Origin of the sequence: Stenotrophomonas sp. (genome assembly GCF_031995405.1) — a bacterium.
Lineage (GTDB): Bacteria > Pseudomonadota > Gammaproteobacteria > Xanthomonadales > Xanthomonadaceae > Stenotrophomonas.
On the sequence record NZ_DAMAGC010000056.1, the window covers coordinates 1 to 25,359 of the forward strand.

At 65.9% G+C, this 25,359-nt stretch carries 18 protein-coding genes, 1 tRNA gene and 1 pseudogene; 10 read left to right on the plus strand and 10 right to left on the minus strand.

The window, feature by feature from the left end:
* Positions 1–269 (minus strand): annotated as a pseudogene (locus RTO53_RS11460) (tagatose-6-phosphate ketose isomerase); the annotation flags it as partial.
* A gap of 322 nt (positions 270–591) precedes the next feature.
* On the opposite strand from RTO53_RS11460, the gene RTO53_RS11465 reads away from it, so the two are divergent.
* From RTO53_RS11465 to RTO53_RS11475, 3 genes are all read left to right on the plus strand, one after another.
* A complete protein-coding gene (locus RTO53_RS11465; protein ID WP_312237921.1) occupies positions 592–3,951 on the plus strand; it encodes a TIM-barrel domain-containing protein in 3,360 nt (1,119 codons plus the stop codon).
* A 136-nt stretch (positions 3,952–4,087) separates the two neighbouring features.
* Positions 4,088–7,060: a TonB-dependent receptor gene (locus RTO53_RS11470; RefSeq protein ID WP_312237905.1), complete on the plus strand. Its 2,973-nt coding sequence runs from the start codon at positions 4,088–4,090 to the stop codon at positions 7,058–7,060.
* A 53-nt stretch (positions 7,061–7,113) separates the two neighbouring features.
* The gene (locus tag RTO53_RS11475; protein ID WP_312237906.1) at positions 7,114–8,469 is read left to right on the plus strand and encodes a Gfo/Idh/MocA family oxidoreductase; all 1,356 of its coding nucleotides are present in this window, start codon (positions 7,114–7,116) and stop codon (positions 8,467–8,469) included.
* Positions 8,470–8,566: 97 nt separating this feature from the next.
* On the opposite strand, the gene RTO53_RS11480 is transcribed toward RTO53_RS11475, so the two are convergent.
* The gene (locus RTO53_RS11480) at positions 8,567–9,247 is read right to left on the minus strand and encodes a hypothetical protein (RefSeq protein ID WP_312237907.1); all 681 of its coding nucleotides are present in this window, start codon (positions 9,245–9,247) and stop codon (positions 8,567–8,569) included.
* Between the two features lie 152 nt (positions 9,248–9,399).
* A tRNA-Arg gene (locus RTO53_RS11485) sits at positions 9,400–9,476 on the minus strand.
* Positions 9,477–9,631: 155 nt separating this feature from the next.
* On the opposite strand from RTO53_RS11485, the gene ubiA reads away from it, so the two are divergent.
* On the plus strand, positions 9,632–10,525 hold the full coding sequence (ubiA, locus tag RTO53_RS11490; RefSeq protein WP_312237908.1) for a 4-hydroxybenzoate octaprenyltransferase: 894 nt from the start codon (positions 9,632–9,634) through the stop codon (positions 10,523–10,525).
* A 279-nt stretch (positions 10,526–10,804) separates the two neighbouring features.
* On the plus strand, positions 10,805–12,229 hold the full coding sequence (locus tag RTO53_RS11495; protein ID WP_312237909.1) for a TIGR00366 family protein: 1,425 nt from the start codon (positions 10,805–10,807) through the stop codon (positions 12,227–12,229).
* A gap of 15 nt (positions 12,230–12,244) precedes the next feature.
* Here the strand turns inward: RTO53_RS11495 and RTO53_RS11500 are convergent, their stop codons facing one another.
* The 3 genes from RTO53_RS11500 to RTO53_RS11510 all read right to left on the minus strand — a co-directional run bounded on the left by RTO53_RS11500 (position 12,245) and on the right by RTO53_RS11510 (position 17,583).
* Positions 12,245–15,148 (minus strand): type I restriction endonuclease, encoded by a 2,904-nt coding sequence (locus RTO53_RS11500; RefSeq protein ID WP_312237910.1) that lies wholly within the window; start codon positions 15,146–15,148, stop codon positions 12,245–12,247.
* A 318-nt stretch (positions 15,149–15,466) separates the two neighbouring features.
* Positions 15,467–16,990, minus strand: coding sequence for an N-6 DNA methylase (locus RTO53_RS11505; protein WP_312237911.1), 1,524 nt, complete (start codon positions 16,988–16,990; stop codon positions 15,467–15,469).
* A complete protein-coding gene (locus RTO53_RS11510) occupies positions 16,987–17,583 on the minus strand; it encodes a restriction endonuclease subunit S (protein ID WP_312237912.1) in 597 nt (198 codons plus the stop codon). Before RTO53_RS11510 ends, RTO53_RS11505 begins: the two co-directional genes overlap by 4 nt.
* Before the next feature lie 532 nt (positions 17,584–18,115).
* On the opposite strand from RTO53_RS11510, the gene RTO53_RS11515 reads away from it, so the two are divergent.
* From RTO53_RS11515 to RTO53_RS11525, 3 genes are all read left to right on the plus strand, one after another.
* Complete coding sequence (locus RTO53_RS11515) at positions 18,116–18,541, plus strand: hypothetical protein (protein WP_312237913.1); 426 nt, start codon at positions 18,116–18,118, stop codon at positions 18,539–18,541.
* A 153-nt stretch (positions 18,542–18,694) separates the two neighbouring features.
* Positions 18,695–18,928 carry a S41 family peptidase gene (locus tag RTO53_RS11520; RefSeq protein WP_312237922.1) on the plus strand — a complete coding sequence of 78 codons (234 nt, stop codon included), beginning with the start codon at positions 18,695–18,697 and terminating at the stop codon, positions 18,926–18,928.
* Between the two features lie 98 nt (positions 18,929–19,026).
* Positions 19,027–19,632: a DUF4304 domain-containing protein gene (locus RTO53_RS11525; RefSeq protein WP_312237914.1), complete on the plus strand. Its 606-nt coding sequence runs from the start codon at positions 19,027–19,029 to the stop codon at positions 19,630–19,632.
* Between the two features lie 870 nt (positions 19,633–20,502).
* Here RTO53_RS11525 and RTO53_RS11530 read toward each other — a convergent pair.
* Entirely contained in the window at positions 20,503–21,132 is a 630-nt protein-coding gene (locus tag RTO53_RS11530) for an RHS repeat-associated core domain-containing protein (RefSeq protein WP_312237915.1), read from the minus strand.
* Between the two features lie 441 nt (positions 21,133–21,573).
* Complete coding sequence (locus RTO53_RS11535; protein ID WP_312237916.1) at positions 21,574–22,023, minus strand: multidrug/biocide efflux PACE transporter; 450 nt, start codon at positions 22,021–22,023, stop codon at positions 21,574–21,576.
* 162 nt (positions 22,024–22,185) lie between these two features.
* On the opposite strand from RTO53_RS11535, the gene RTO53_RS11540 reads away from it, so the two are divergent.
* Positions 22,186–23,082: a LysR family transcriptional regulator gene (locus RTO53_RS11540; protein ID WP_312237917.1), complete on the plus strand. Its 897-nt coding sequence runs from the start codon at positions 22,186–22,188 to the stop codon at positions 23,080–23,082.
* Between the two features lie 53 nt (positions 23,083–23,135).
* On the opposite strand, the gene RTO53_RS11545 is transcribed toward RTO53_RS11540, so the two are convergent.
* Positions 23,136–23,807 (minus strand): VOC family protein, encoded by a 672-nt coding sequence (locus tag RTO53_RS11545; RefSeq protein ID WP_312237918.1) that lies wholly within the window; start codon positions 23,805–23,807, stop codon positions 23,136–23,138.
* Between the two features lie 52 nt (positions 23,808–23,859).
* Positions 23,860–24,357: an Lrp/AsnC family transcriptional regulator gene (locus RTO53_RS11550; RefSeq protein WP_312237919.1), complete on the minus strand. Its 498-nt coding sequence runs from the start codon at positions 24,355–24,357 to the stop codon at positions 23,860–23,862.
* Positions 24,358–24,627: 270 nt separating this feature from the next.
* Here RTO53_RS11550 and RTO53_RS11555 point away from each other — a divergent pair.
* On the plus strand, positions 24,628–25,359 hold a 732-nt coding region (locus RTO53_RS11555; RefSeq protein WP_312237920.1), incomplete at its 3' end, for a TonB-dependent receptor plug domain-containing protein.

A 25,359-nucleotide genomic window follows, 5' to 3' on the forward strand; every position in this document is an offset into this window, starting at 1 on the left:
AGGGCGCGTACTTCGGCCGGCCACTGTGCATTGATCTGGTCGGCCACCATCTCGGCGATGAAGCCCGAGCTGCCGGCGCCGGTGAAGATGACCAGCTGGTCCGGCTGGCGCAGGGCCTGGCCGAGGAAGGCGTCGATACGCGCCTGCGCGCTGTCCAGGATCTCGGCCAGCGCCGTCCACATCTGCGGCTGCTGGGCGATTTCTTCGGCGGTATAGGCGCCGCCAAGGCGCTGCCACGCGGGCAAATCAGTGAGCAGAGAAGCGTCCATTCGCAATTCCTGTTGGGCGACCGCACCTTCTGTGTTTTCTTTCGAAATGTCAAATATCGAAAGATAAAGAAAAGCTGGATTGATCACACTTTCGCGTCGTCGGCAGGACGGCAAGAGTAAAGATGCCGCGCTGCGACATGGTTACACGCGACACGAAGCCCGCATTCAGCTGCCATATAGAAAGTGCTGCCGCGCAACAACTTTCGTTTACACTAAAATATCCTTCTATTTTCTTTGCAATTTATTGACATCTTTCGAGACCCTGCCCTAGAGTCGGCCGCACTGGTTGCAGATACCCGCTGATCGCGGGCTTGGGGGCAAGGTGGAATTCCGGGTACGACGCACGGGTTTGACGATCGCACTGCTGGCCGCGTTGGCGGTCGCCGCACCGGCGATGGCCGAACCGCTGGGCAACCTGCGCGGCATCACTGCCGCCCCCGGCAAGGACGGCAGCCCCGGCTGGACGCTCAGCACCGACAACGGCGTGGCGCTGCGCGTGGACCTGCTCGGCGCGGACATGCTGCGCATCCAGGCCGGGCGCAACGGCACACTGCGGCCGGCCGGCGACAAGGCTGCCCCGATCGTGCTGCCGCAGCCGGCTGCGAAGGTCGCCTTCCAGCTGGAAGAAGACGGCAACGAAGTGCGCATCCGCACCGATGCGCTGGTGCTGCACATCCAGCGCAGGCCGCTGCGGCTGGCGCTGGACCGCCGCGAGCACGGTGGTGACATCGCGCTGTGGCGCGAACTGCAGCCGCTGGACCTGGACAAGGACCAGAGCGTGCAGGTGCTGTCCAGCGAGGCCGGTGAACATTTCTACGGCGGTGGCCAGCAGAACGGCCGCTTCGAGTTCAAGGGCCGCGAGCTGGAGGTGTCCTACTCCGGTGGCTGGGAAGAGGGTGACCGCCCCAACCCGGCGCCGATGCTGCTCAGCTCGCGCGGCTGGGGCATGCTGCGCAACACCTGGAGCGATGGCAGCTACGACCTGCGCCAGGCCGACCAGGCCACGCTGCTGCATCGCGAAGACCGCTTCGATGCGTACTACTTCGTCGGGCCCAGCCTGCACACGCTGCTGGATCGCTACACCACGCTGACCGGCCGCGCCGGACTGCTGCCGCGTTGGGCGTTCTCCTACGGCGACGCCGACTGCTACAACGACGCCGACAACATCAAGAAGCCCGGCAGCGTGCCCGACGGCTGGAGCGACGGCCCCACCGGCACCACCCCGGACGTGGTCGACAGCGTGGCCAGACAGTACCGCGCGCACGACATGCCCGGCGGCTGGATCCTGCCCAACGACGGCTACGGCTGCGGTTACAAAAAGCTGCCCGAGACCGTGCAGGGCCTGGCGAAATACGGCTTCAAGACCGGCCTGTGGACCGAGAACGGCGTCGACAAGATCGCCTGGGAAGTAGGCACCGCCGGCAGCCGCGTGCAGAAGCTGGACGTGGCCTGGACCGGCAAGGGCTACCAGTTCGCGATGGACGCCAACCAGTCCGCGTTCAACGGCATCCTCAACAACTCCGACTCGCGTCCGTTCCTGTGGACGGTGATGGGCTGGGGCGGCATCCAGCGCTACGCGGTGGCCTGGACCGGCGACCAGAGCAGCAGCTGGGACTACATCCGCTGGCATATCCCGACCCTGATCGGCTCGGGCCTGTCCGGCATGGCCTATGCCAGTGGCGATGTGGATGCGATCTTCGGCGGCAGCGCCGAAACCTTCACCCGCGACCTGCAGTGGAAGAGCTTCACCCCGGTGCTGATGGGCATGTCCGGCTGGTCGGCCAATGCGCGCAAGCACCCATGGTGGTTCGACGAACCCTACCGCAGCGTCAACCGCGACTACCTCAAATGGAAGATGCGCATGACCCCGTACATGTACGGGCTGGCGCACGACGCCGCCACCAGCGGCGCACCGCTGCTGCGCGCGCTGATGTGGGACTACCCGCAGGACCCGCAGGCGTATACCGAAGCGCACAAGTACCAGTTCCTGCTCGGCCGCGAACTGCTGATCGCGCCGGTGTACCGCAGCCAGGCTGCCAGCCGTGGCTGGCGTCGCGACATCCACCTGCCGCCGGGCCGCTGGATCGACTACTGGGACGGCCGCCAGCTGCAGGCCGGCGCCGACGGGCGCTCGCTGGACCGCCCGGTCGACCTGGCCACGATCCCGGTGTTCGTACGCGCCGGGGCGATCATCCCGATGTACCCGGACATGCTCTACGACGGCGAAAAGCCGCTCGATGAAGTGACCTTCGACCTGTATCCGCAGGGCGAGGCCAGCTACACCCTGTACGAAGACGACGGTGCTACCCGCCGCTACGAAACGGGCGAATCCAGTACCCAGCAGATCCACGTACAGGCACCGGCGCAGGGCAGTGGCCCGGTGCAGGTGCGCATCGATGCAGTGCAGGGCCAGTACGCCGGCCAGCTGGCGCAGCGCCGCTATGGCCTGCGGGTACTGAGCCGCCAGCGCCCGAGCGCGGTCACGCTGGGCGAGCGCACGCTGCCGATGCTGGCCGACAAGGCAGCATGGCAGGCGGCCAGCGAAGGCTGGTACTTCGATGCCGGCGAGCGTCGCGGCACCGTGCACGTGCGCACTGCCCCGAGTGATATCCGCCAGCCCCTGCGCCTGCAACTGGCGCTGCCGGTTGCCGCCGCCGTAGCCGATGACGCCTACCCGGCTGCGCCCGAACTGGGCCGCGCGCTGCCGTCGGACAGCCTGCTGGTGGTCAACCGCCCGGCCGAAGAACAGGGCTACGAACTGGAAAAGGCCTTCGACGACGATCCGGCCACGTGGTTCCGCACGGTGCGCAACCAGGCGGTCAAGACCGGCGCGCACGAGTGGGTGGTCGGCTTCGGCGAGCGCAAGCTGATCGATGGCATCGAACTGGCCCCGCGCAATGACCAGCACTGGAAGAACGGCCAGATCCGCGACTACGAGATCTACCTGGCCGACAGCAATGGCGAGTGGGGCGAGCCGGTCAAGCGCGGCCGCCTGACCCTGCAGCAGGGCAAGCAGCAGATCGACTTCCCCGCCCATGCCGGCCGCCTGTTGCGCTTCCGCGTGTTGAGCACGCAGAACCCGGAAGGTGACGGCGCCAGCGCGTCCGATCCGATGGTGACCGCCGCGCAGGGCAGCGTGGCCCGCGCGGTGGATGCACTGCAGCCGCGCGATGTCGGCCCGATCGTGCTGTCCAGCTTCCATGTGCTCGAACACCAGCAACCTGAAAAACCGGCGCAGCAGCTGTACCTGTCGGCACTGCCGCTGCCGGCCGTGTTGCAGGCCAGCGTCGCCACCGACCATGCCTTCGGCGGCACGGCGGACATGCGCATGAACGGTCTGCACTTCCGCCGCGGCCTGGGCGTGAATGCCAGCAGCCGCATCGACCTGCAGCTGGGCGGCAGCTGGCGCCTGCTGCGCGCCGACCTTGGCATCGATGACCAATGCCGCGCCGCCGGTGGCATGCAGTTCCAGGTCTGGGGCGATGGCCGGCTGTTGTACGACAGCGGCCTGGTCAAGGCGCCGGGCGTGGTCAAACCGGAACTGGACGTGCGCGGCCTGCAACGCCTGAGCCTGCGCACGCTGGGCGCGCAGGGCCAGACGCCTGCGCAGGTCTGTGGCAACTGGGCCAACGCCGCCCTGATCGGACAGGAGGGCGATACCGCCAGCATCGTGTCGCCGTAAGCGCTCAACCGCCCGCTTCAAAACAGCTCTCTCCGTTTCCCCGACTGCGGCCTGCCGACCGCGGAACGGGGGACGTTTGCCCGAAAACACCCATCCACCGCCAGCCCCACGCTGCGGATCGAACAAGGAGACAAAGATGTTGACCGAACGCCATCGCCATCGCCGCATCACCGCTACCCCCTTGTCCATCGCACTCGGCCTGGCCGTTGCCGTGGTCGGCAGTGCCAGCGCCCAGGACGCCACGCCCGATCCCAAGGCCACCGAGCTGTCGCGCATCGAAGTGACCGGCTCCAACATCCGCCGCACCGACGTGGAAACCGCCTCGCCGGTGCAGGTGATCAGCAAGCAGGACATCGAGAACATGGGCGCGCGCACGCTGCTGCAGGTGCTCGACAACCTGCCCGCGGCCCGCCCGGGCCAGCAGGATTCGCGCTCGCTGTTCACCGGTTCCGACGGTGCATCGCAGGCCAACCTGCGTGGTCTCGGCGCGCAGGGCACGCTGGTGCTGCTCAATGGCCGCCGCCTGTCCTACTACGGTGCGCCCGCCGGCTTCCAGACCCAGTTCGTCAACATCGACGCGATCCCGGCGGCGGCGATCGAACGCATGGAGGTACTGACCGACGGCGCCTCGGCGGTGTACGGCACTGATGCGGTAGCAGGCGTGATCAACGTGATCACCAAGCGTTCCTACCAGGGCGCGGAGATCAACCTCACCACCGATAAATCCTCGCGGATCAGCTCCTACGGCGAACACCAGGGCAGCATCACCGCCGGCTTCGGCGACCTCGATGCCGACCGCTACAACGTCTACGCCTCGGTCAACCTGTACCGCCGCGCCGCGATTCCGCTGAGCGATTTCTACGACAAGCGCCCCAGCCAGTATTACGTCAACAACCCCAACTACCTGCCCAACCTGCGCCTGGGCACCGGCAGCAAGCCCGGCGAGTTCAACCCCGGCAGCTACTTCGCCTTCGACCCGGTCACCGGTCGCCGCGTGCAGGAAGCCGCACCGGGCTGCAACAACGTGCTCACCACCGAAGCGGCCGGCCCGCGCTGTATCTGGGAGACGTGGATGAACAACGAGATCGATGCCGGCGCCAAATCCGAGCGCAACACCGCCTACGTCAACGCTCATTTCCTCATTGGCGACAGTACCGAAGCCTTCGCCGAGGCGACCTATACCGACATCGACCTGACCGCCAACGGCGGCACCCCGCGCGCCTACGGCACCACCACCGGCAACCCGACCAGCTGGTTCTCGCGCAACACCGGCACCACCGTCAACCAGTTCCTGTACCCGTACCTGGGCCCGAACAACGAGTACAACCACGCCTCGCCGGAACTGCGCGCGCTGATGGGCGGCGTGGTCGGCCTGCAGTACCTGCTGCAGGACGTGGGCGCCAACCACTTCGGCCAGCGCAACACCGACCAGAGCTACCGCGTGGTGGCCGGCCTGCGCGGAGACGTGGGCGACTGGAACTGGGAAACCGCCTTCGCCACCGCCGGCAGCCACTCGGTCACCTACCAGACCACCAACGTCAACCTGGCCGGTTTCGAGAAGGCCTTCGGCCCGTACACCATCGACCCGGGCACCGGGCGGGTGATCATCTCCGACCATCCGGCGTACACGTTCGGTGAACTGAGCGAAGCCAACGCCGCATTGATCCGCGAGGCATTCCCCACCTTCGACATCCAGTCGTGGACGCGCCTGCACACCCTGGACGGCAAGATCGAAGGGCCGCTGTTCAACCTGCCCGCCGGTGAAGTGCGCGCGGCGTTCGGCTTCAACGCCAGCCGCGAAACCTTCTACACCCCCGGCAACCCGGACGCGGCCAACGGCCTGATCACCCAGCAGGGCGGCTCGTGGTTCGACGGCAAGCGCAACACCTATGCGCTGTTCGCCGAAACCGTGGCCCCGCTGACCGAGAAGCTGGAACTGGACGCCGCGCTGCGCGTGGACAAGTACCCCGACTTCAGCGCCAACCTGGCACCGAAGATCGGCCTGAAGTACCAGATGTTCGACCAGTTGATGCTGCGCGGCACGTATTCCACCGGCTTCCGCGCGCCCAGCCTGGCCGAGTCCGGCAACGGCGGCGTGTTCGCCCAGCTCGGCGGCTACCGCGACGAAGTACGCTGCAACGAGACCAACGCCATCGCCAACCTGCTGCTGAAATCCGGCCGCGGCGGTGATGTGGACCTGGGCAAGACCCTGCTCAACAGCGACTGCAGCCGCACCGTGGCGCGCATGACCCAGCCCAACCCGGACCTGAAGCCGGAGAAGGCCAAGATCACCACGCTCGGTTTCGTCTACGAGCCCACCCAGTGGCTGTCGGTGTCGGCCGACTACTGGTTCATCTACCGCAGCAACGAGATCGTCGCCCCGGACTTCACCCGCGATGAAGACATCATCGCCTCCACCCGCTCGCCGATCACCGACAGCGACCGCGCCAACCTCGCCGCGCTGGCGGCGATGTGCGCAGACCCGGCAAGCGGCGTCAGCTGCCCGGGCACGCTGCCCGGCTACAGCGTGGGCAACGTGGCCAGCGTGGTCGGCCAGTACAAGAACCGCGGCAAGACCCTGATCGACGGTTTCGATATCGACGCGCGCAGCCGCTTCACCCTGGGCGACTGGGGCAACCTCAACATCGGCCTGGCCGCCACCATCGCCAACCGCAACCGCTCCTACACCGATGCGGAAAGCGGCTGGTACTACGGCGACCTGGTGGGCTACTACAACAACCCGCGCCTGCGTGCCACGCTCAACGCCGACTGGACCTACAAGCAGTTCACCACCAGCATGTTCATCAACTACGTGGGCGGCACCAAGTGGGCGCTGCAGCAGATCGACGAGGAAGACAACAACCCGCAGACCTGCACCGCCGGCTACCTGCCGCTGGAGCAGAGCAAGTGCGATGGCGCCCCGTCGTGGTGGACGGCCAATCTCAGCGTGGGCTGGCGCCCGGATGACCACTGGAACGTCGGTTTCACCATCAAGAACCTGTTCGACCGCCTGCCGTTCTACGATCCGAACAGCTTCCTGGGCGATTCCAGCGACTACGCGACCATCTACGGCCGTGGTTACAGCCTGACCGTCGGCTACAAGTTCTGATGCACACCCCGCGCCGGTCCCGGCCGGCGCGATCTTCAAACGAGGTACTGTCCATGAAACGTAGGGAATTCATCGCCGCCAGCGCGGCCGTCGCCGCCACCAGCCTGCTGCCGCAGACGCCGGCCTGGGCCCGCGGGCGCAAGGTGCGCCTGGGCCTGATCGGCACCGGCATGCGTGGCCAGGTGCTGCTGACCGAACTGGTACGCCGCGACGACGTGGAGGTGGTGGCGCTGTGCGACATCGAACCGATCATGCTGGGCCGCGCCCTGGAGAAGGTGGCCAAGGCCGGCAAGCCGACCCCGACAACCTACGGCCAGGACCGCGACGTCAACGCCTGGAAGCGCCTGCTCGAACAGCGCGGCCTCGATGCCGTGATCATCGCCACGCCGTGGGAATACCACGCGCCGATGGCGATCGCCGCGATGCAGGCCAAGGTCGCGGTCGGCTGCGAAGTGGTCGCCGGCATCACCCTGCAGGACCACTGGGACGTGCTCAAGACCCAGCTGAGCACCGGCACCCCGTACATGCTGCTGGAGAACGTCTGCTACCGCCGCGATGTCATGGCCGCGCTGCAGATGGTACGCAAGGGCCTGTTCGGCGAACTGGTGCACCTGCAGGCCGGCTACCAGCACGACTTGCGCGGGGTGAAGTTCAACTCCGGCGATCCCAACCAGCCCTACGACAGCGGCGTGGAGTTCGGCGCCAAGGGCTGGTCCGAAGCGCGCTGGCGCACCGAGCACTCGGTCAAGCGCAACGGCGAGCTGTACCCCAGCCACGGCATCGGCCCCTGCGCCATGTACACCGGCATCAACCGCGGCAACCGCTTCACCCATATCAACGCCTTCGCCAGCAAGGCGCGCGGCCTGCACGACTACACCGTGGCCAAGAGCGGCGGCACCACCCACCCCAGCACCAAGGTGACCTTCAAGCTGGGCGACGTGGTGACCACCACGCTGGCCTGCGAGAACGGCGAGACCATCCTCCTGCAGCACGACACCTCGCTGCCGCGCCCGTATTCGATGGGCTTCCGCGTGCAGGGCACCAAGGGCCTGTGGATGGACGTCAACCAGTCCATCCACATCGAAGGCCGCAGCCCGCCGCACAAGTGGGAAGACTTCAAGACCTACCAGGACCAGTACGAGCATCCCCTGTGGAAGCAGCACGCCGATACCGCCGCCAGCGCCGGCCACGGCGGCATGGACTGGTTCGTGATCCATGCGTTCGTGGAAGCACTGAAGGCCCGCGCGCCCATGCCGATCGACATCTACGACGCCATCACCTGGAGCGCGATCACGCCGCTGTCGGAGCAATCCATCGCCAACGGCTTCCAGACCCTGGAATTCCCGGACTTCACCGCCGGGCTGTGGAAGCAGCGCAAGCCGATCTTTGCGTTCGACGGGACGTATTGAGGCAACCGTGCGCCGGCCGACGGCCGGTGCACGCGCCGGTCACGGCCGTGGGTCGTGACCGCAGATCCGCTTTGCTGCTGTCGCGAAGGGGTGTGTCTCAGGGTGCGCAATGTCCCGCATCGCGCAAGATCTGCAACGCCGTCTCATCGTCGCGCACTGCATCGCAGACCAGCGATCTGCCGTATTGCCCTGCGACCGCATGGGCGTCGGGCGAGCTGATCACCTTCACCACTACGGCCATGCAGGGCCGACTGATCAGCGACAGCAGCGTCTGCTGCTGCGCTGGCGGCAACGCCTGCAACGCCGCCGCCGCGTCTTCACTGACCGGCACCGCCGCAAGCAGCGCGGCACTCTCGGGCAGCCGAACAGCGGCGGCGCACTCGTGGATCTGTGGGGCAGGCACCTGCGCGGCCAGCACCGGCCCCAACAGGGTGCCCAACGTATCCACATCGAAGCGATCACGGGCCGCGTCGGCGATCTGATCCTGCTCGCCGGGCAGACCCATGGTTCGCAGCTGGGCAGTTATCGTTGCTGACGCGTTGAACAGCTTCAATACGTAGCGCATCAGCACCGCCGCGTCTTCATTGGTCGCACTGGTGCCCGCATGCATCGGCGCCACCGGAGCCGCCGCCAGCATCAGGGCACACAGCATCCTGGTCGCATTGCGCATCGTCGTCATTCCTTGAAGGTGGAGGAGGGCACGCCGGTTGTCGGCGGCCCAGGGCAGGGGAGTCTGGCCAGCATCCCGCACTGGGGCTTCTGGCGTAAGGACCGGCATTTCGGGCGGGCACACCAACGCGACTCGTCCCGGTTGGACCGCAGCCCGCCGGAAAGTGCTTCCCAGGACTCGCAGAGCAACCGGCCAACCCCGCACCCGGACACAGTCAAGCGCCGCACCGAAGGTACGGGTCGCCAAAAAAATCAAGGAGATGGTGCGCCCGGAGGGATTCGAACCCCCGACCAATGGCTTCGGAAGCCACTACTCTATCCGGCTGAGCTACGAGCGCGTTGTGTCCTGCAATCCCGGGCGCCGGTGCTGGCCGCCGAACGCCGTGGTGGCGCGGGACGAGCATTCTAGCGGTAAACGCGGCGCAGGTCTGCCCCCCGTTCAATTGCCCTGCACGGCAACGCTCGCGGCGGGGCTTGGCGGTATCCTTTGCGCATGGCTTACGAACGTTTTGAAGTCCCCGCCGACGGCACGCCGTCGCGCTGGGGCCAGTACTGGAAACTGATGCGCGCCGATCGTCCGATCGGCACCCTGCTGCTGCTGTGGCCCACCTGGTGGGCGTTGTGGCTGGCTGCCGGCGGGCTGCCGTCGTTGTGGACCCTGTTCGTGTTCAGTGCCGGGGTGTGGCTGACGCGTTCGGCCGGCTGTGTCATCAACGATTACGCCGACCGCTGGCTGGACCCGCACGTCAAGCGCACCAAGGACCGTCCGTTGGCCAGTGGCCGGGTGTCCGGGCGCGAGGCGCTGGTGCTGTTCGCGGTACTGATGCTGGTCGCCTTCGCCCTCGTGCTCACCCTGAACGCGCTGACCATCGGGCTGAGCTTCATCGGCATCTTCCTGGCCGCCAGCTACCCCTACCTCAAGCGCTACACCCACCTGCCGCAGGTCTACCTGGGCATGGCTTTCGGCTGGGGCATCCCGATGGCCTTCGCCGCCGTGCAGGGCGAGGTACCGGTGATCGGCTGGCTGCTGTATGGCGCCAACATCCTGTGGTCCACCGCGTATGACACCTGGTATGCCATGGTCGACCGCGACGACGACCTGAAGATGGGCTCGCACTCCACCGCGATCCTGTTCGGCGACCTGGACCTGGTCATCCAGGGCATCCTCTACGCGCTGTTCCTGGGCACGATGGCCCTGGTCGGCACCCGCGCCGGGCTGGGCGCCGCCTATTGGCTGTCGCTCGGCGTGGCCGCCCTGCTGATCGTCTACGAATTCATGCTGTGCCAGAAGCGCGAACGCGACCGCTGCTTCAAGGCCTTCCTGCACAACAACTGGGTAGGCGCCACCCTGTTCGCCGGCATCGCCGCCGCCCTGGCGTTCCACTGAAGACAGGCCAAGCCCGGTAGTGCCGAGCCACGCTCGGCAGCCCGTAGCCCAACAGCGCCAAGCCCCGGTAGTGCCGAGCCACGCTCGGCAACCCGTAGCCCAACAGCGCCATAACCCGGCAATGCCGACCTCTCACCGGCTGCCGACCCTGCCAGGAGCCGCCCACGCACCACCGGCACCCTCGCACCCAACACCCACCGCGCCCTAAGACCAATAGGCGACTGACAGCACGCCCGCCAACCCACAGAATCCCCCCATTGAATGACCTGGGAGAGGCCAATGGCCACGTCGACAACGATTCGGGACGGCTTCATGGCACGCGCAGCCCTGCGCTCGGCCGCATGGGCCGAAAAATGGTTTCCCGACGCCTACGTGTTCGCCGTCCTTGGCGTCATCATCGTGGCCGGTGCCGCGATGGGCTTCGGCGCGACCCCACAGGCCACCGCCAGTGCGTTCGGCGAGGGCTTCTGGAGCCTGATCCCGTTCACCATGCAGATGGCCTTCGTCGTCATCGGCGGTTACGCGCTGGCCACCGCCCCGATCGTGGCGCGCTTCATCGACCAGCTGGCGCGCGTGCCGCGCACCGGCCGCGGCGCGGTGGTGTACGTCGGCCTGATCAGCATGCTGGCCTCGCTGCTCAGCTGGGGCTTCTCGCTGGTCTTCGGTGGGCTGTTGGTGCGCGCGCTGGCCCGCCGCGAAGATCTGCAGATGGATTACCGCGCCGCCGGCGCATCGGCCTACCTCGGCCTGGGCGCAGTCTGGGCGATGGGCTTGAGTTCTTCGGCCGCGCAGCTGCAGGCCAACCCGGCCAGCATGCCGCCAGGGCTGGTGGAGATCACCGGCGTGTTGCCGTTCACCGAAACCATCTTCCTGTGGCAGTCGATCGCGCTGACCACCGCGTTGATCCTGGTCTCGCTGCTCATCGCCTGGCTCACCGCGCCGGGCCCGGCCACCGCCCGTACCGCCCGCGCGTTCGACGGCGCCGCCCAGGCCGAGCCGCAGCCGCTGCAGCCCCGTACCCGACCGGGCGAATGGCTGGAATACAGCCCGCTGTTGACCGTGCTGCTCTCGCTGCTGGCCTTCGGCTGGCTCTTCGGCGAGTTCGCCAGCAAGCCGCTGGTGAGCGCGATTGCCAACCTCAACACCTACAACTTCCTGTTCATTTCGCTCGGCCTGCTGCTGCACTGGCGGCCGCGCAGCTTCCTCAACGCGGTGGCCAAGGCCGTGCCCAGCACCACCGGCGTGCTCATCCAGTTCCCGCTGTACGGCGGCATCGCCATGATCCTCACCCACGCGGTGGGCAGCGGCGATGAAACGCTGGCGCATCGGTTGTCCAGTCTGTTCGTGCACATCGCCACCACCGATACCTTTGCCCTGGTGATGGGCGTCTACTCGGCGGTGCTCGGCTTCTTCGTGCCCTCCGGTGGCGGCAAATGGATCATCGAGGCGCCGTATGTGATGCAGGCGGCCAACGAGCTCAAGGCGCACCTGGGCTGGGCGGTGCAGGTCTACAACGCGGCCGAAGCCCTGCCCAACCTGATCAACCCGTTCTGGATGCTGCCACTGCTGGGCGTGCTGGGCCTGAAGGCGCGCGACATCGTCGGCTTCACCTTCATCCAGCTGCTGGTGCACATCCCGCTGGTGCTGGGCCTGCTGTGGCTGCTGGGCATGACCCTCACCTACGTGCCACCGGTGATGCCCTGAGCAACGGCCTGGGCCTCAATCCAGAGACGCCGTCTCGAACAGGTCCGCCCGGCTGAGCAGCGCGGGCAGGTCGGCCAGCACCGCGTCGCGCTGGTGCGGTGTGAACTGCGCCGGCCAGGCGTGCGCCAATCGTCGGCGCAGCGCCATCGCAACCAGGTGTGGTGCGTGGCCGTGGGCCGCGCGGACGTCGATCACCGCAGTGACAAGCTGCCCGGCCAGCGTCTGCCGCAAGTGCTGCTGCCCCCGCCCGCCGGTAGCGCCCCAGTGGCGGGCGAGCAGGGCGTGGCAGGCCCGAAGCAGCGGCGCTGCTTCCCGCAGGCTGCCGCTGGAGCCGGTTTCGAGCATGGCCTGCAACGCGCGCAGGCGCTTCAAGCGCCTGGCTGGCGTGGTCGAACGGAACAGCAGCGCGCCCAGCTGGTGCTGTGTGCGGCGTCGCGCTTCCGGATCGACTGCATCGGTGTCCAGCTGGAAGCGCAGCTGGCTGTGCAGCGCGTCTGCCTCCTGGTGCGCGTCGATGGCGTCCACCGCGCGCAGGGCGGCAAAATCCCATGCCGGTTCCTCCACCTGCGGTGCGCGCTCACGCGCCCAGTGGCGGATACGCACGTCCTCGCTGGCATAAAGATGGGTTTCGTGGGCGTCCTCGTTGACCGCATCGCGCAACATCGAGCAGAAATGCAGGTCGTACTGGTAGCCCCATCGCGGGCTGCCCTTGGGCGGTTCTTCTCCACCATCGGCGGGCGCCAGCATCGCGATCTGCAACTGTTGACCGAAGGCGGTCACCCGACCATGCAGGCAGCGCCGACGTCGGCGGTGCAGGTCGCGCGCCTCGCCGCGTGCGTCCAGCACCCAGCGCGGCGCCAGGTGGGCGCGGCAGGCATGGAAGTCGCTGCTGCGTGCGGCAGGCAGCAGGGCATGCAGGCGTCGATGCTGCCGGGGCAGCCCGGCTTCAATGGCCTGTATCCGGCCAAGCCCCCAGTCGTCCGGATTGGGCACGGGGCAGGGAGGATCACGCAGGTCGACCAGCCAGGCGCAGCGTTTGTCCGGGTGCGGACGGTTGACCAGCGCCAGCGCGGCGGCCCATGCACCGGTGGGTAACGCGCAGTCCAGGTACAGCACCGCCATGCGGGCATCGAAGGAAGGCAGGCCAACACCATCGACGGCGATCAGCAGCTGCGGCTGTGCGTCGTTGCCAGGGAGGGCATCGACGGCCCGCGCGGCGGACGCAGGCACGACCCGGCTGTGCAACCTGCCTTCGTGTGCAAACGCGCGTTGATAGCGCCGCGCGTCTTCGTCGCTGGCCACCAGCAGCAGCGCCCGCAGGCCGCGTTCGGTGCTCTGGACGGTGTCGAAGAAATGCTGGCCGATCATCGCCACCGTGGCATCCCTCCGCAGGCTCGACGTTGTCCCTTGTTCGACAACCTCGCTGCTTTCGGCGGGCGAAGCGCGCAGCGCCTGGTGATGCACGGGGGCCAAGACGCCGTCTGCCACAGCGTGTGTGGCCGGGTAGTCATACAGGATCGCAGCGGCATTTACGCCCTCCGTAATGCCGGGAGACGGCGTGGACGCCAGCCACAGCCATCCCGCGCGCGGCATGCGTTCGCGCGCGCGTTGCAGCCAGCGGCAGTCGCCTTCGCGCAGGTTCGCGTCCAGCAGCACGATCAGGTCGTCATCGGCAGAGTGCGTGTCGCGCCGACGCAGCCATGCCTGCACCGTAGCGGCCGAGGTGTGCAGGGTCGTGCCGCGCCCGTCCGCCATGAACATGGCCAGACGCTGCGTCGGCGAGAGCCCTGCATGCGGCGCTCGCCTTGCCGAACGCACGTGCGCGCCCGGGCCGCCTACCCGGTCCGGCAGGGCACGGGGCGACTGCACCACCAGCACCCGGCACTGACGCAACACGGGATCGCGCCGCAGCCGCTGCAGCAACCACTGCCTTACCCGTCGCATGCCGCTGCCGGCTGCGAGCCGCAGTTCACCGTCGCAACGCTGGCGCCGTGCATCGAGGCGATGCAGCTGGTGCAGCGCGGCCTGGACCGCAAAGAACTGCGCCGAGCGGCCGATCTGGCGACGACCGTCGGCAGCCACGTCGATGAACCCGTGCAGCAGCGCCAGCACTCGTGCCGGGGCCATCGTTCCTGCCAACAGCGACGCATGGACGCCGCGCAGGTCGGCAGCGGGGGTCTCTCGCTCGGACTCCATGGTCGGCTCCTGGCGCAGGCGTTTCAGGTGCGATGGCCCCCAGCCCCGCTCACGCCAACGTGTCCAGTGTTCGGCCGGCGCGCCCTGCGTTGCGTAACGCCCGCCGCGGCGGTCCAGGGCAAGCAGCAGCTGCGCGTAGGCACCGGCCGGCCCGGGGCGCTGCTGCAGGTGCAAGGCGATCGCGGCCGTTTCACATCCCCAGCGGCCTTGTGCATCGCGCTCTACGCACAGCACGCGCACCAGCGGCAGTCCGTTGACGTAGCCCAGCAGCGTTGCCACCCGGGGCGTTGCCTCCCGTGCCACCTGTCCCATGCCGTGCGCATCGACCACATGCCAGCAATTGCGCTCTGCGTGGTTCCAGTCGATGACCTGCACGCAGGCCTGCACCCTCTGCCCATCGGGCAAGTGCTGCTCGATATCGATGCCGTCCAGCAAAAGACTAAGTAGTGCGTTGTTGCCCTCCTGCACGCCACGTCGCAGCGACACCCGGGCCAACGCGGCAAGAACCTGTGCGACACCGCTTTCATCCAGCGGCCAGAGCTGCCCCTGCGCACGGAACCGCACCGCCTGCAGGCGCTCGCGCAGTTGCGTGGGAAGGATATCGCCGGCATCGGCATCGGCATCGGCGTCCGGTTGCGATCCCGGATGTGGCCGGGTCAGGTAGTGCCAGCCCAACCGACGCAGCCAGCCCAGCGCCGAATGCTTGACCGTGTCGCGTGTCATGTTCGCGCACCCACGCAGAATGCACGCGGATGCGGACATGCCAGGCGGCTGCGCAAAGGCGTCGTGACGCAGGCTGATGAACAGCGCAAGGGGATCGGAATCGGCATGCCCCCAGCATGGCCGAACCGTCCTGCTGCCCGCCGTGTGCATCATTCCGGTTCATGCACTGCGCAGTATGGGATCGGTGGATAGTTCCGATGCATTGAGACATCGGGATAGCGAGTGTCGATCGAGCCGTGTGCTCGCGCCTTCGGCAGCCCCTGCCAACGCCTGTCCCGCTGTCGCGAGCGTTGGCATCAGCGCACCGATGCACGGTGCTCAGCCCGTGCGGGCGCGCGGCGAGGCTAGTGTGAGCAGATTCGCCTCCAACACCCGCTCCAGTCCATCCAGCTGCGAACGCAACTGGGCACGCTCCCCGCGCACGGTCTCCAACGAGGGCGAGCAACTCGGCGCATCGGGATGCACATAGCGGGCCACGCTCAGGTTGCCCTCGTGGTGCGCCAACAATGCCGGCTCGGCGCGGCAGGCCAGCCCGGGCACGGACTGGCGCTGCTGGCAAAGCGTCAGCAACCGTTCGGCGGCAGCGCGGTCCAGCTTGACCGTGCGCTTGCCCTTGGGCTGCAGCTGGCGGGCATCGATGAACAGCACCGCATCATCGTTCCGCACGCTACGCAGCACCAGCAATGCCGTGGCCACTGGCGTGCCAGCGAACAGTCGGTCGGGCAGGCCGATCACGCATTCGATCAGGTTGGCATCCAGCAGCCGTCGGCGGATCAGCGCCTCTTCGCCGCGTCGGAACAGCACGCCGTGCGGAACGACCATCGCGATCCGCCCATGTTGCGGGTCCATCGCCTTGAGCATGTGCTGGAGCAGCGCAAGATGGCCCCACTGGCGTGGCGGCATGCCGTGGACGAAGCGGTGATGGGGATCGCGCCGTCCCCGCTCGGGTATCCAGGCCAAGGCAAAGGGCGGGCGCGACAGTTGTACGTGGAAGCGCTGCAGCGTGCCGTCGGGCTGCACCAGCATGTCGTGCAGCAGCGGCGTGCCGGCGTGAATGGCGTGGTTGTCTTCGCCGTGCAGCAGCAGGCGCAGCCGGGTACGTGCCCAACCCTCATCGCGCTCCTCCTGGCCCAGCAACCGGTGGCGACGTGCACCGTGCCGGCTGCGTGCCCAGCGGCTGGCGGCCAGCAGGAGGCTGCCGCCGTGGCAGGAGGGGTCGCAGATGCTGTCGTCCTCGACCGGGTCCATCAGCGCGGCCATCAGCCAGCACACCGCCTCGGGCACGTGGGCCAGCGGCAGCTTGCTGCGGCGCGGCTGGGCACGTTCCAGCAAGCGGTCGACCGCATCGCCGATGTCGGCACGGTACATGCCGCGCAGGCTGCGGAAATCCAGCGCGGGCACCGACAGCCGTCCCAGCAGTCGCGACAGCGCAAGGTCCCGGCGGTCCGGATCGCGCGGCCAGCCATCGTGCAGGCGCAGTACGTCGAACACTTCGCCCAGCGTGGCCGGATTGGACTGGGTCAGGCGCTGCAGCGAGGTGAGGATGCGCTGATCGTTGCCGTCGGCGAAACGCTGCTGGAAGAGATGTTCGAAGCGGGCATCGGCAGGCACTGCCAGCATCTGCGCGCCCGGGGCGGTGGGTCCCCAGGTCAGCGGCGAGCCATAGGTGCCATCGGGATCCTGCGCTGCCGCCTCGGTGTCGCTGGCGATCTTCAGCAGCAGCAGGGCCAGCAGCAGGTGCGTGGCTGCTTCCGTGTCGGCGGCGTCCACCAGCACTTCACGGGCGCTGGTCAGCGCGGCGAGGGTGGCGTGCGCGCCGGGAAGTTCACCCATCAGCGTCATGCGCCGCCTCCCTGCAGAACCTGCTCGGCCACCGCCGCGATCTCCTGCTGGCGGTTGTGGATCAGCGCCTCCAGGCAGCGTTGCTCGGCCCGTACCGCCTGGGCGATAGCCACGATGCGCTGTTGTTGCGGCAGCGACGGAATGCGCAACGGCAACTGTGCCACCACCGCCTTGCGCAGGCTCTGCTGGCGAGACCCCGCCGCCTGCTGGTGCAGGTAGGCCTGGGCCGCGCGCTGGTTCAACTGCCAGGCCAGAAACGCAGGCAACAGGTCGGCCGTGTTCACCCTCACCATGTACATGTGTGGACTGCATACGGTGGATTCTGGCGGTGCGCGCAACAGCATGGCCATGGGGTGATTGCCGCGTGCAGCGATCAGGACATCCTGATCCTGCACCCATTCCGGCGGCTTGCGTGCACGCAGCACGGTGCGCAGCAGGTGCTCGCGATCCTGCAGGCCATCGGCGCACAGATTTTTCAGTTGGATGACCTGCACAGGTCCCCCTGGTATGGCGCCGATGGCACCGCGAAAGGGGTGGCCCTGGCGGATGCTGGCCACGTCGCCAAGCAAGGCGATGCGCGTGAGTATGTTCATGCGTGCACCATGCTTTCGGGGGGGAGGAGGGTCAACCGAGCAGGTCGGCAGCAATCGCGATGATGCGAATTGGAGTGCGGTGGATGTGCGGAAGTGGGATGAAACTCGCAGGGGGTCGCAGCTGGTGCGAACGATGGCGTCAACTGGAGTTGGGGGTTTGGAGAGGTTGGGGTAATGGTTTGGTGGTGGTTGCGCGGGTCGGTGGTGGTTGAAGGCCGTTGCGCTGTCCTTCCCACTGACAGTGCCCTGATGCGATCCCGCCAATGTACAAATGCTATGCTCGCGATGGCCGCAGAAATCGCGGCGTTGTCGCGCGTGCAGATATCTACCGATCGGGCGGCTGATGAGGCAGCGGAACCGACGCTTTTGATGGACATGAGGGTTCTCCTTTGCGGGGAGACCGTACGGCGCAATTTTCGATATGCAAAAATCCGATATTTCTCAGCGCTAGCAATGTAGCGCGTTGAATCACATTGTGAGTGCACTGCCGTTGCACTAGGATCGTGTTTCATAGTGAACATGGATGTTGACCATGCAGCGCACAGCGGCTTTCGTCCTGTTGGCGCTCTTCAGCGCTGGCGCGCAAGCAGCAACATCATGGGAAGGTACCAGCACCCACTCGGTGACCGGTGGCTCTGGTGATGTCCTTGGCACGAACGGCGCAGCCGTCACCTTGTCCGCCGAGTCGATGGGCGAGAGCGCCTTCATCGGTGCGATTACGTCATTGAAAGCCGACCCTTTTCAAGGAAAGGAGGTGCGCCTGACCGGCAGTCTGCGGGTCAATGATGGTGCCGGTACTGCTGCGCTCTGGATTCGTGCGGACGGCGCCAAAGGAAGGTTGGCCTTCGCCAGCTCGGATCGTGAGCCGGTGCGCGCCGGTGACGGTTCCCTCGCGCGCGATCGTGCTTTACATTCCCTTCGCCACCACCAGCCTCAAGTTCGGGGTGACACTGGCTAGTGCGGGGGATGTGGCTGTCGAGCATCTCATGTTGACGGCGCAGCCGGGGGAGTCGACCGACGTTTCCGCCCATGACATGGTGGCCCATGCGCTTGCCCTCATTCGCGCCAATGCTCTGAACGCGGACGAGGTAAGCTGGTCAGCCGAGTGGCCGTGGCCTTCAGGGGCCGCCCCGCGACCCGCTTCTTTGGGCAGACCACTGCGGGGCGTGCGACGTCCAATCATGCCTTCCCACTTCCTGATGGCGGCGTCCTGCGGCTGACGACCGGGGCAATGCTTGACCGTGATGGTGAGGCGTATCCCCGGGGCATAACGCCGGAGATTCTTGTGCCCGGTGATCGGGACGCCATTGAAGCCGCCGCGGTGTGGCTGCGTTCTATACTCTGAAAGTCGGCCGAAGCAGGCGAGCGGCTCCGCCGCAAGCGGCCAGTACGCGACGCAGCATCAACACCTGCTCCTGGGGACGCCATCGTGGACTTTTGCCAATGATGAATTTCGCAGCGCTAAAGAAGGCCGCGGATGACGCATTAGGCGCGTCGCTGAAGGCATCAAGCTTCCAGCGAATCGCGGCGGGTACTTGGAACCGCCGAGTTGGGGATGCGCTGAACGTTATCCAGTTGCAGCCACACAGCGTAGAGCAGAGCTTCTGTGTGAATCTTGGAATTCACTACACGTTCTTGCCGAAAGCCGGGGCAGAAGCGCCGCTGGATGGCGATCAGATCGACATGCACGACTGTGAACTGAAATTGCGTCTGACGGATGAGGCCGGCACCAGTGATCAATGGTGGCCGATGTCTACCTCAAGCATCGATGCGGTCGCTGGCATGGTGATGGGGCGCGGCATGCAGGTGTTTCATGCGTATCGACTAGATGGGTCGATCGCTGCGATGGATGGAGAAGACATTGAGAGTGGAGAACCTGGTCTTCTCAGCTCCCTGACCAAGGTAAGAGCATGTCTTCTCCTTGCCCGACTGCACGAACACGCAGGGAATCATGAGCGTTCCGTGGAAACGGCAACCATTGGCTTGAAGCACGCGGGCATGGCAGTCGGGCCGAAGAGAGCGCTTAGGGACATCGTGAAGCGCTCGTAGCAGATGGTGTTTTCTTGGTAGAGCGGTTCTTCACGTCCAACCTCCTTGTCTTTGAGGATGAGACGCCAAAGCGCTTCGCTACTCAAGCTTGGGTGACGTTGCCCCAGCCTCACCGCGCCTCACTCACCCGCCGAGCCTGCGTACGCCGCACCAACCGCTCCCTTAACCTGTCATACACGAGGTTGTACACATACGTGTAAGGCAGGAAGAACGCGATCAGCCCCATCTCCAACAGGAACGCATCCCAGTAGGAAATGGACAGCCACCATGCGGCCAGTTGAAGGACTACGATGCCTTCCCACCCCACCGCGATGAAGAGTAAATCTAGGGAGGAGTCGCACTCAGGTCCGAGCAAGTTTCCTCGATGACTTTGAGGAACTCTGGCAGAGAGAACTTCATCTTTACGTCGGACTCAATAGCTCTAGTCAGATGAAAGAACTCGATCTCAAGTACTCCATCACCTCGTTCCTGATCAATGCGACACAAAAGCTGTGAGTCAAATGATACTTCAGCGGCGAGCGATTCAAAGTCCATCGGACTCACGTAATCAATTGAAAACCGTGTCATGTTCCACCTATTTTTTCTTGGGATCCAAAAATGTGTTAAATGCTCCATCCGCTTCGAACCGCACTCCTTGACCACTCGCGCCTCTGTACTCGACCCCACCGCCACTCAGAGAGGTTTTGACGGTATCTGGACTCTTCAGGAGCCCTTCTACAACGCGGCTGGCGGTTTCATTCTTCTGTGCCACGCTTCCTGTCGGAGCTGCGAAGGTTCCGCCTGGACGAGTGGCGTGCTGTTCGAGTTTTCGCGCAGCCACGGAAAGGCCGCTTGCGTTGAACGGCTTACCAGCAGCTTGCAACAGTGGCCCTACCTCCTTGGCGGCAAGGCCAGCGGCACCAACGGTTCCGGTGACCCCAGCCATCTCCGCGGCGATGTTGTGGCCGCGGCCATTGCACCAGGGTTAGCCATTGCGGCTAGACCAATTTCCACCGCTACAGGAGCAAGCATTACCCCTGTAGCGGCCACAGCGTATGGTTGGAGCGGCTCGTAGACTGCTCCGTTGCCAGCCTGCATGTCATTGCGATGCTGCTCTACGAAACGTTCTGCTGCCTGACGACCGTCAGTATCAGTAAATCGGTAAGGGTTGCTATTCGCATACCGATACCGACTGAACTGATTAATCGGCTGCTCGTAGGCTGTTACAGGATCAACGCTCAGAAACACGCCCAACTGCGGATCCATGTAGCGCTGCTGCATGTAGCTCAGCCCGGTGGCTGCGTCGCTCACATGTCCGCTATAGCCTGGTCCATCGGTGATTTCTGCTGCCACGACTTCCCCATAGGGCTCGTAGTCATATCGTTTGATCACATTGCCATTGGCGTCGGACTCTGCCACCACCGAACCCAATGCATCGGTATGGATGTAGGTGACGGTCTGGGCGCTTGCAGACGAGACCAAAATTCCGATCAGCGCGACGCAACAGAGCCAGGCAGGCAAGGAACTCGGCCAGAGAATCTTGCTCCTGAGCGCTCCATCACAGGCGGGCACGCGCCGCGTAGTTCTACGTAACCACGTCATCTTTCAAATCCCTGAAAGCACCCACTCGATGTGGTGTGGAACTCATATCACAGCCGTTGGGCACTCGGCTACAGGTGCCGACGAAGCTGTCGGTTGCGTTGCCGTGATCCAGCCATGGACGCGACCCCGGATGAGCCCAAATGCTCTGATTTCATCAGGAACGCTAAACGCCGTCGCCACATCACTCTGGCCTCGCCGTCTATTGCGTTGGGCCGAACGACGCACTTCGCTCGGCAGAGATTTTCATCCAGCAACATCACGGCGACACGATTGGCGAGCTGTTTCCATCCAGACGAAACGTACTGGTCAGGAGCTCGTCATCCTTGTTGTGTGCCACTAGTGCCCACGACAAGGGTCCGATCAGGCCTCGCTAACCCGCGCAGCATCCCCCCGCCGCACCAACCGCTCCCGCACCTTGTCGTACACCAGGTTGTATACATAGGTATAAGGCAGGAAGAACGCGATCAGCCCCATCTCCAACAGGAACGCATCCCAGTAGGAAATGGACAGCCACCACGCGGCCAGCAGCACCACCACCAGCACCAGCCCGCCTTCAAAGCCCACCGCATGCCCGATGCGCACCGGCACGGTTCGCTTGAACCCGAACTTCTTCTCCACCCGCTCGAACATCGCGTTGTAGAGCATGTTCCACAGCATTGCGCACGTGGCCAGGGCGATGGTGAGCACGCCGGTGTCGAACAGCGACTTGCCCAGCACGTAAGACATGACCGGCGCGCACAGGCACAGGGCAATGCCTTCAAACAGCACGGCGTGGACAACGCGGTCCCAGAGGGTCTTTTCAGCTTTCATGGTGCAGCACCTGATGTTCGCCGCCGGCAGGCCGTGCGGAGAGGAGAGCGGATCAAAGGAGGGGGAGGGGCGGCGATCAACGCTCGTAGCGCGCCCGGGGGCCATGGTATAAGTTTCAAAAATGGTGCAAAACCCCCAATATTGCAGGCGGCCGTTGCATATATGAAACACTTTCCTTGGGACAACCTGATGGTGCTGCTGGCGGTGATCCGCGGCGGCACCCTGCGCGAAGCCGCCAAGGCTGCGCGGATGAGCACGGCCACGCTGTCGCGCCGGCTGTATGCGCTGGAAGAGCGCCTGGGCGGCAAGGTGGTGGAGCGCACGTCCACCGGCTGCATTCCCACCGAGCTGGGGCAGCGGGTGTTCGCGCTGGCCGAGCAGATGGAAGAAGCCGCCGACGAGATCGCCCGCGAGGCCGATACGCCCAAGGAGCTGGTGGGCACGGTGCGCATCAATGCCGACGAATGGGCCAGCTTCCTGCTGATCACCCTGCTGCCCGGGCTGAACCGCCTGCACCCCGGCTTGGGCGTGGAGGTGCTCACCTCGCGCGAACCCTACAACCTGGCCCGCCGCGAGGCCGACGCCCTGCTGCGCTACGGCCCGCCGGACACCACCGACCTGCGCGGCGACCGTGTGGGGCGGGTGGAATACGCGCTATATGCCAACCAGGCCTACGCCGCACGGCGGCAGGCGGCCATCGCCAACCAGGCGTGGCATGAACTGGAGTTCGTGGGGCTGGACGAGCCGCGCGTGGAGTTCGAGGTGGAGCGCTGGCTGCGCACGCTGCCTGGCGCCAACCGCCCCTGGCTGCGCTGCAATTATTCGGTGGGCGTGCTGGACGGCGTGACCGCCGGTGGGGGCCTGGGTGTCATCGAGTGCACGGTGGCACAGCACGTGGGCGGGCTGGTGCGCGTGCGCGATGCGCCGGCGTTGAGCCAGGACGTGTGGCTGTGGACGCACCGTTCGCTGTACGACACGCCGCGATTCCAGGCGGTGCGCGACTTCCTCAAGCACGCCTGGCTCAATGCGATGGCCGAGCGCGGACAACCGACGGCCTAGGGCGTGCGCGAAGGAATCCTGCAGCCTTGGCAGGGCGGCAGATATCGCATGGATCAGGCCGAATGCACGCGCCAGCCGAGCGCGGCGTCGATGAGCTCCGCGCCAGCCGTCACACCGCTCAACTGCACCTGCACGCCCTGCGCATTGGGCAGCGCGCGCTGCTCGGGAAACCAGCGGCGGGTGACGTCAGCCACGATCAGCAGCCCTTCGTCATCGCCCATCGGCGCGAAGTAGGGCGTCGGCGGCGACAACGGCTCCAGGCTGAAGGCGGCTTCGATCCGCGCCTGCATGGCAGCGACGGACGCCGCGGGCAAGCCGACCTCGCTGATGCAGGTCATCTCGCTGCCATGGAAGTCGCCTTGAAGCGCCGATGCAGGCAGGCGCCTGCGTGCGATCAGTTCCAGGATCAGGCCGTCGGGGCCGGTGAAATAGATCGACTCCGAATCCCAGCGGCCTTCGAAGGTGAAGTGCTCCTGGCCTTCGGCATTGCGCTGGCGCGTGGCGCGTGCGTCCAGCCACGCGGTGGCTGCGGCGAACCGGTTGTGCGGCACGTTGAAGGCAAGGTGCACGCCGCCGACCGGCACTTCGCCTGCGGGAACCAGCTGCAATGTGCTCCAGCCCAACGGCACGCGGTCACCGTCCACCGGCAACTGCAGCACATCGCGGAAGTACGCCGCCACGGCGGCAAGATCGGAAACCGGCAGGGTCAGATGGTCGATACGCATGCAGCCAATGGTGCAGCGGTCGCACGTGCAGGTCCAGTGCACGGCGCAAGGTTCAGCCGCTGCGTTTGCTCGACGATGCATCCACCAACGGGTAGCCGCTGAAGGGTTTTACTTCGTCCATCAGGAACTGCGAGACGATTTTCTCCACGCCGTAGTCGCCGCCGAGCAGCAGCCGGGCGATGTCCTTCCAGTGGTGCACATCGTTGACGATCACCCGCAGCAGGTAGTCCGACGCGCCGGAGATGCGGCAGGCCTCGACCACCTCGGGCATGGCCAGGATGCGCCGGTCGAAGGCGGTGAATTCTTCCAGCACGTGCTGCTTGAAGGTGACCAGGGCGAGCACCACGGTGACCGAGCGGATGCGGTCCACCGCCACGTGCGCGCGATACCCGCGGATCAGTCCCTTGGTTTCCAGCGTGCGCACGCGGGCCAGGCAGGCGCTTGGCGAGAGCGCGACGCGCTCGGCCAGCGCCTGGTTGGTGATGCGCGCGTCCTGCTGCAGCACGTCGAGGATCTTCAGGTCGGTGCGATCGAGGGCCTTGGCAGTCATGGAACTCCGGGTAGCGGCATGCACCGCAGGTTGTTCGCAATTTGAGGGCCAGTGCCGCAGATTCTGCGTAATTCACCTGCGATATCGGCCGGATCTTCGGTTTTGCGCCAGATAACCATAAGGCAATCAATGATTTGACGCCAGTGAAGGCCCCGCCGTTTCTGCTGGACAGCGGTAGCCCTTTTCACTTTCACTCGACCTCAGCCGTGATCGCCGCCGCGCAGACATCCGCCGGTAGCGTCATCCATCGCCACTCGGGGGACCGTGCCAATGTCGTCGCATCTCCACGTACGCAAGCTGACCCGCGCCATCCGCGTTTCCTGTTGCCTGGGCCTGATCGCCAGCGCACCCGTCTGGGCGCAGGACGCCGCCCCTGCCTCCGGGGACCCGGCCAGGACCCTGGACACCATCGTGGTTACCGCCGGCAAGTTGAAGGAGTCGGTGCGCGAGATCGCCGGCTCCGTCTCGGCGGTCACCGACCAGCAACTGCAGGACATCGGCGCGCAGTCGCTGGCCGATTACATCCAGCGCACCCCGGGCGTGGTGTTCAACAACTACCAGCCGGGCGTGTCGCATGTGGTGATGCGTGGCATCGCCACCAGTTCGGGCAACGTGCAGGGCCAGCCGACCACCGGTTACTTCCTCAACGAAGTGCCGCTGACCGAGCCGGGCTGGACGATCGCCATCCCCGATATCGATGCGTTCGACCTCAATCGCGTGGAGGTGCTGCGCGGCCCGCAGGGCACCTTGTTCGGTTCGGCCTCGATGGGCGGTGCGATCAACTATGTCGCCAACGTGGCCGACAGCAGCGGCTTCGATGCCGCCGCCGAAGCGACGGTGAGCCAGACCAGAAATGCGGACCTGGGCTATTCGGCCAAGGCGATGGTGAACCTGCCGATCAAGGAGGACCTGCTCGCCGTGCGCGCAGTAGCGCAGTACCGCGATGCGCCCGGCTTCCTGGACAACATCGGCACCGGCAAGAAGGGCGCCAACAGCAGCACC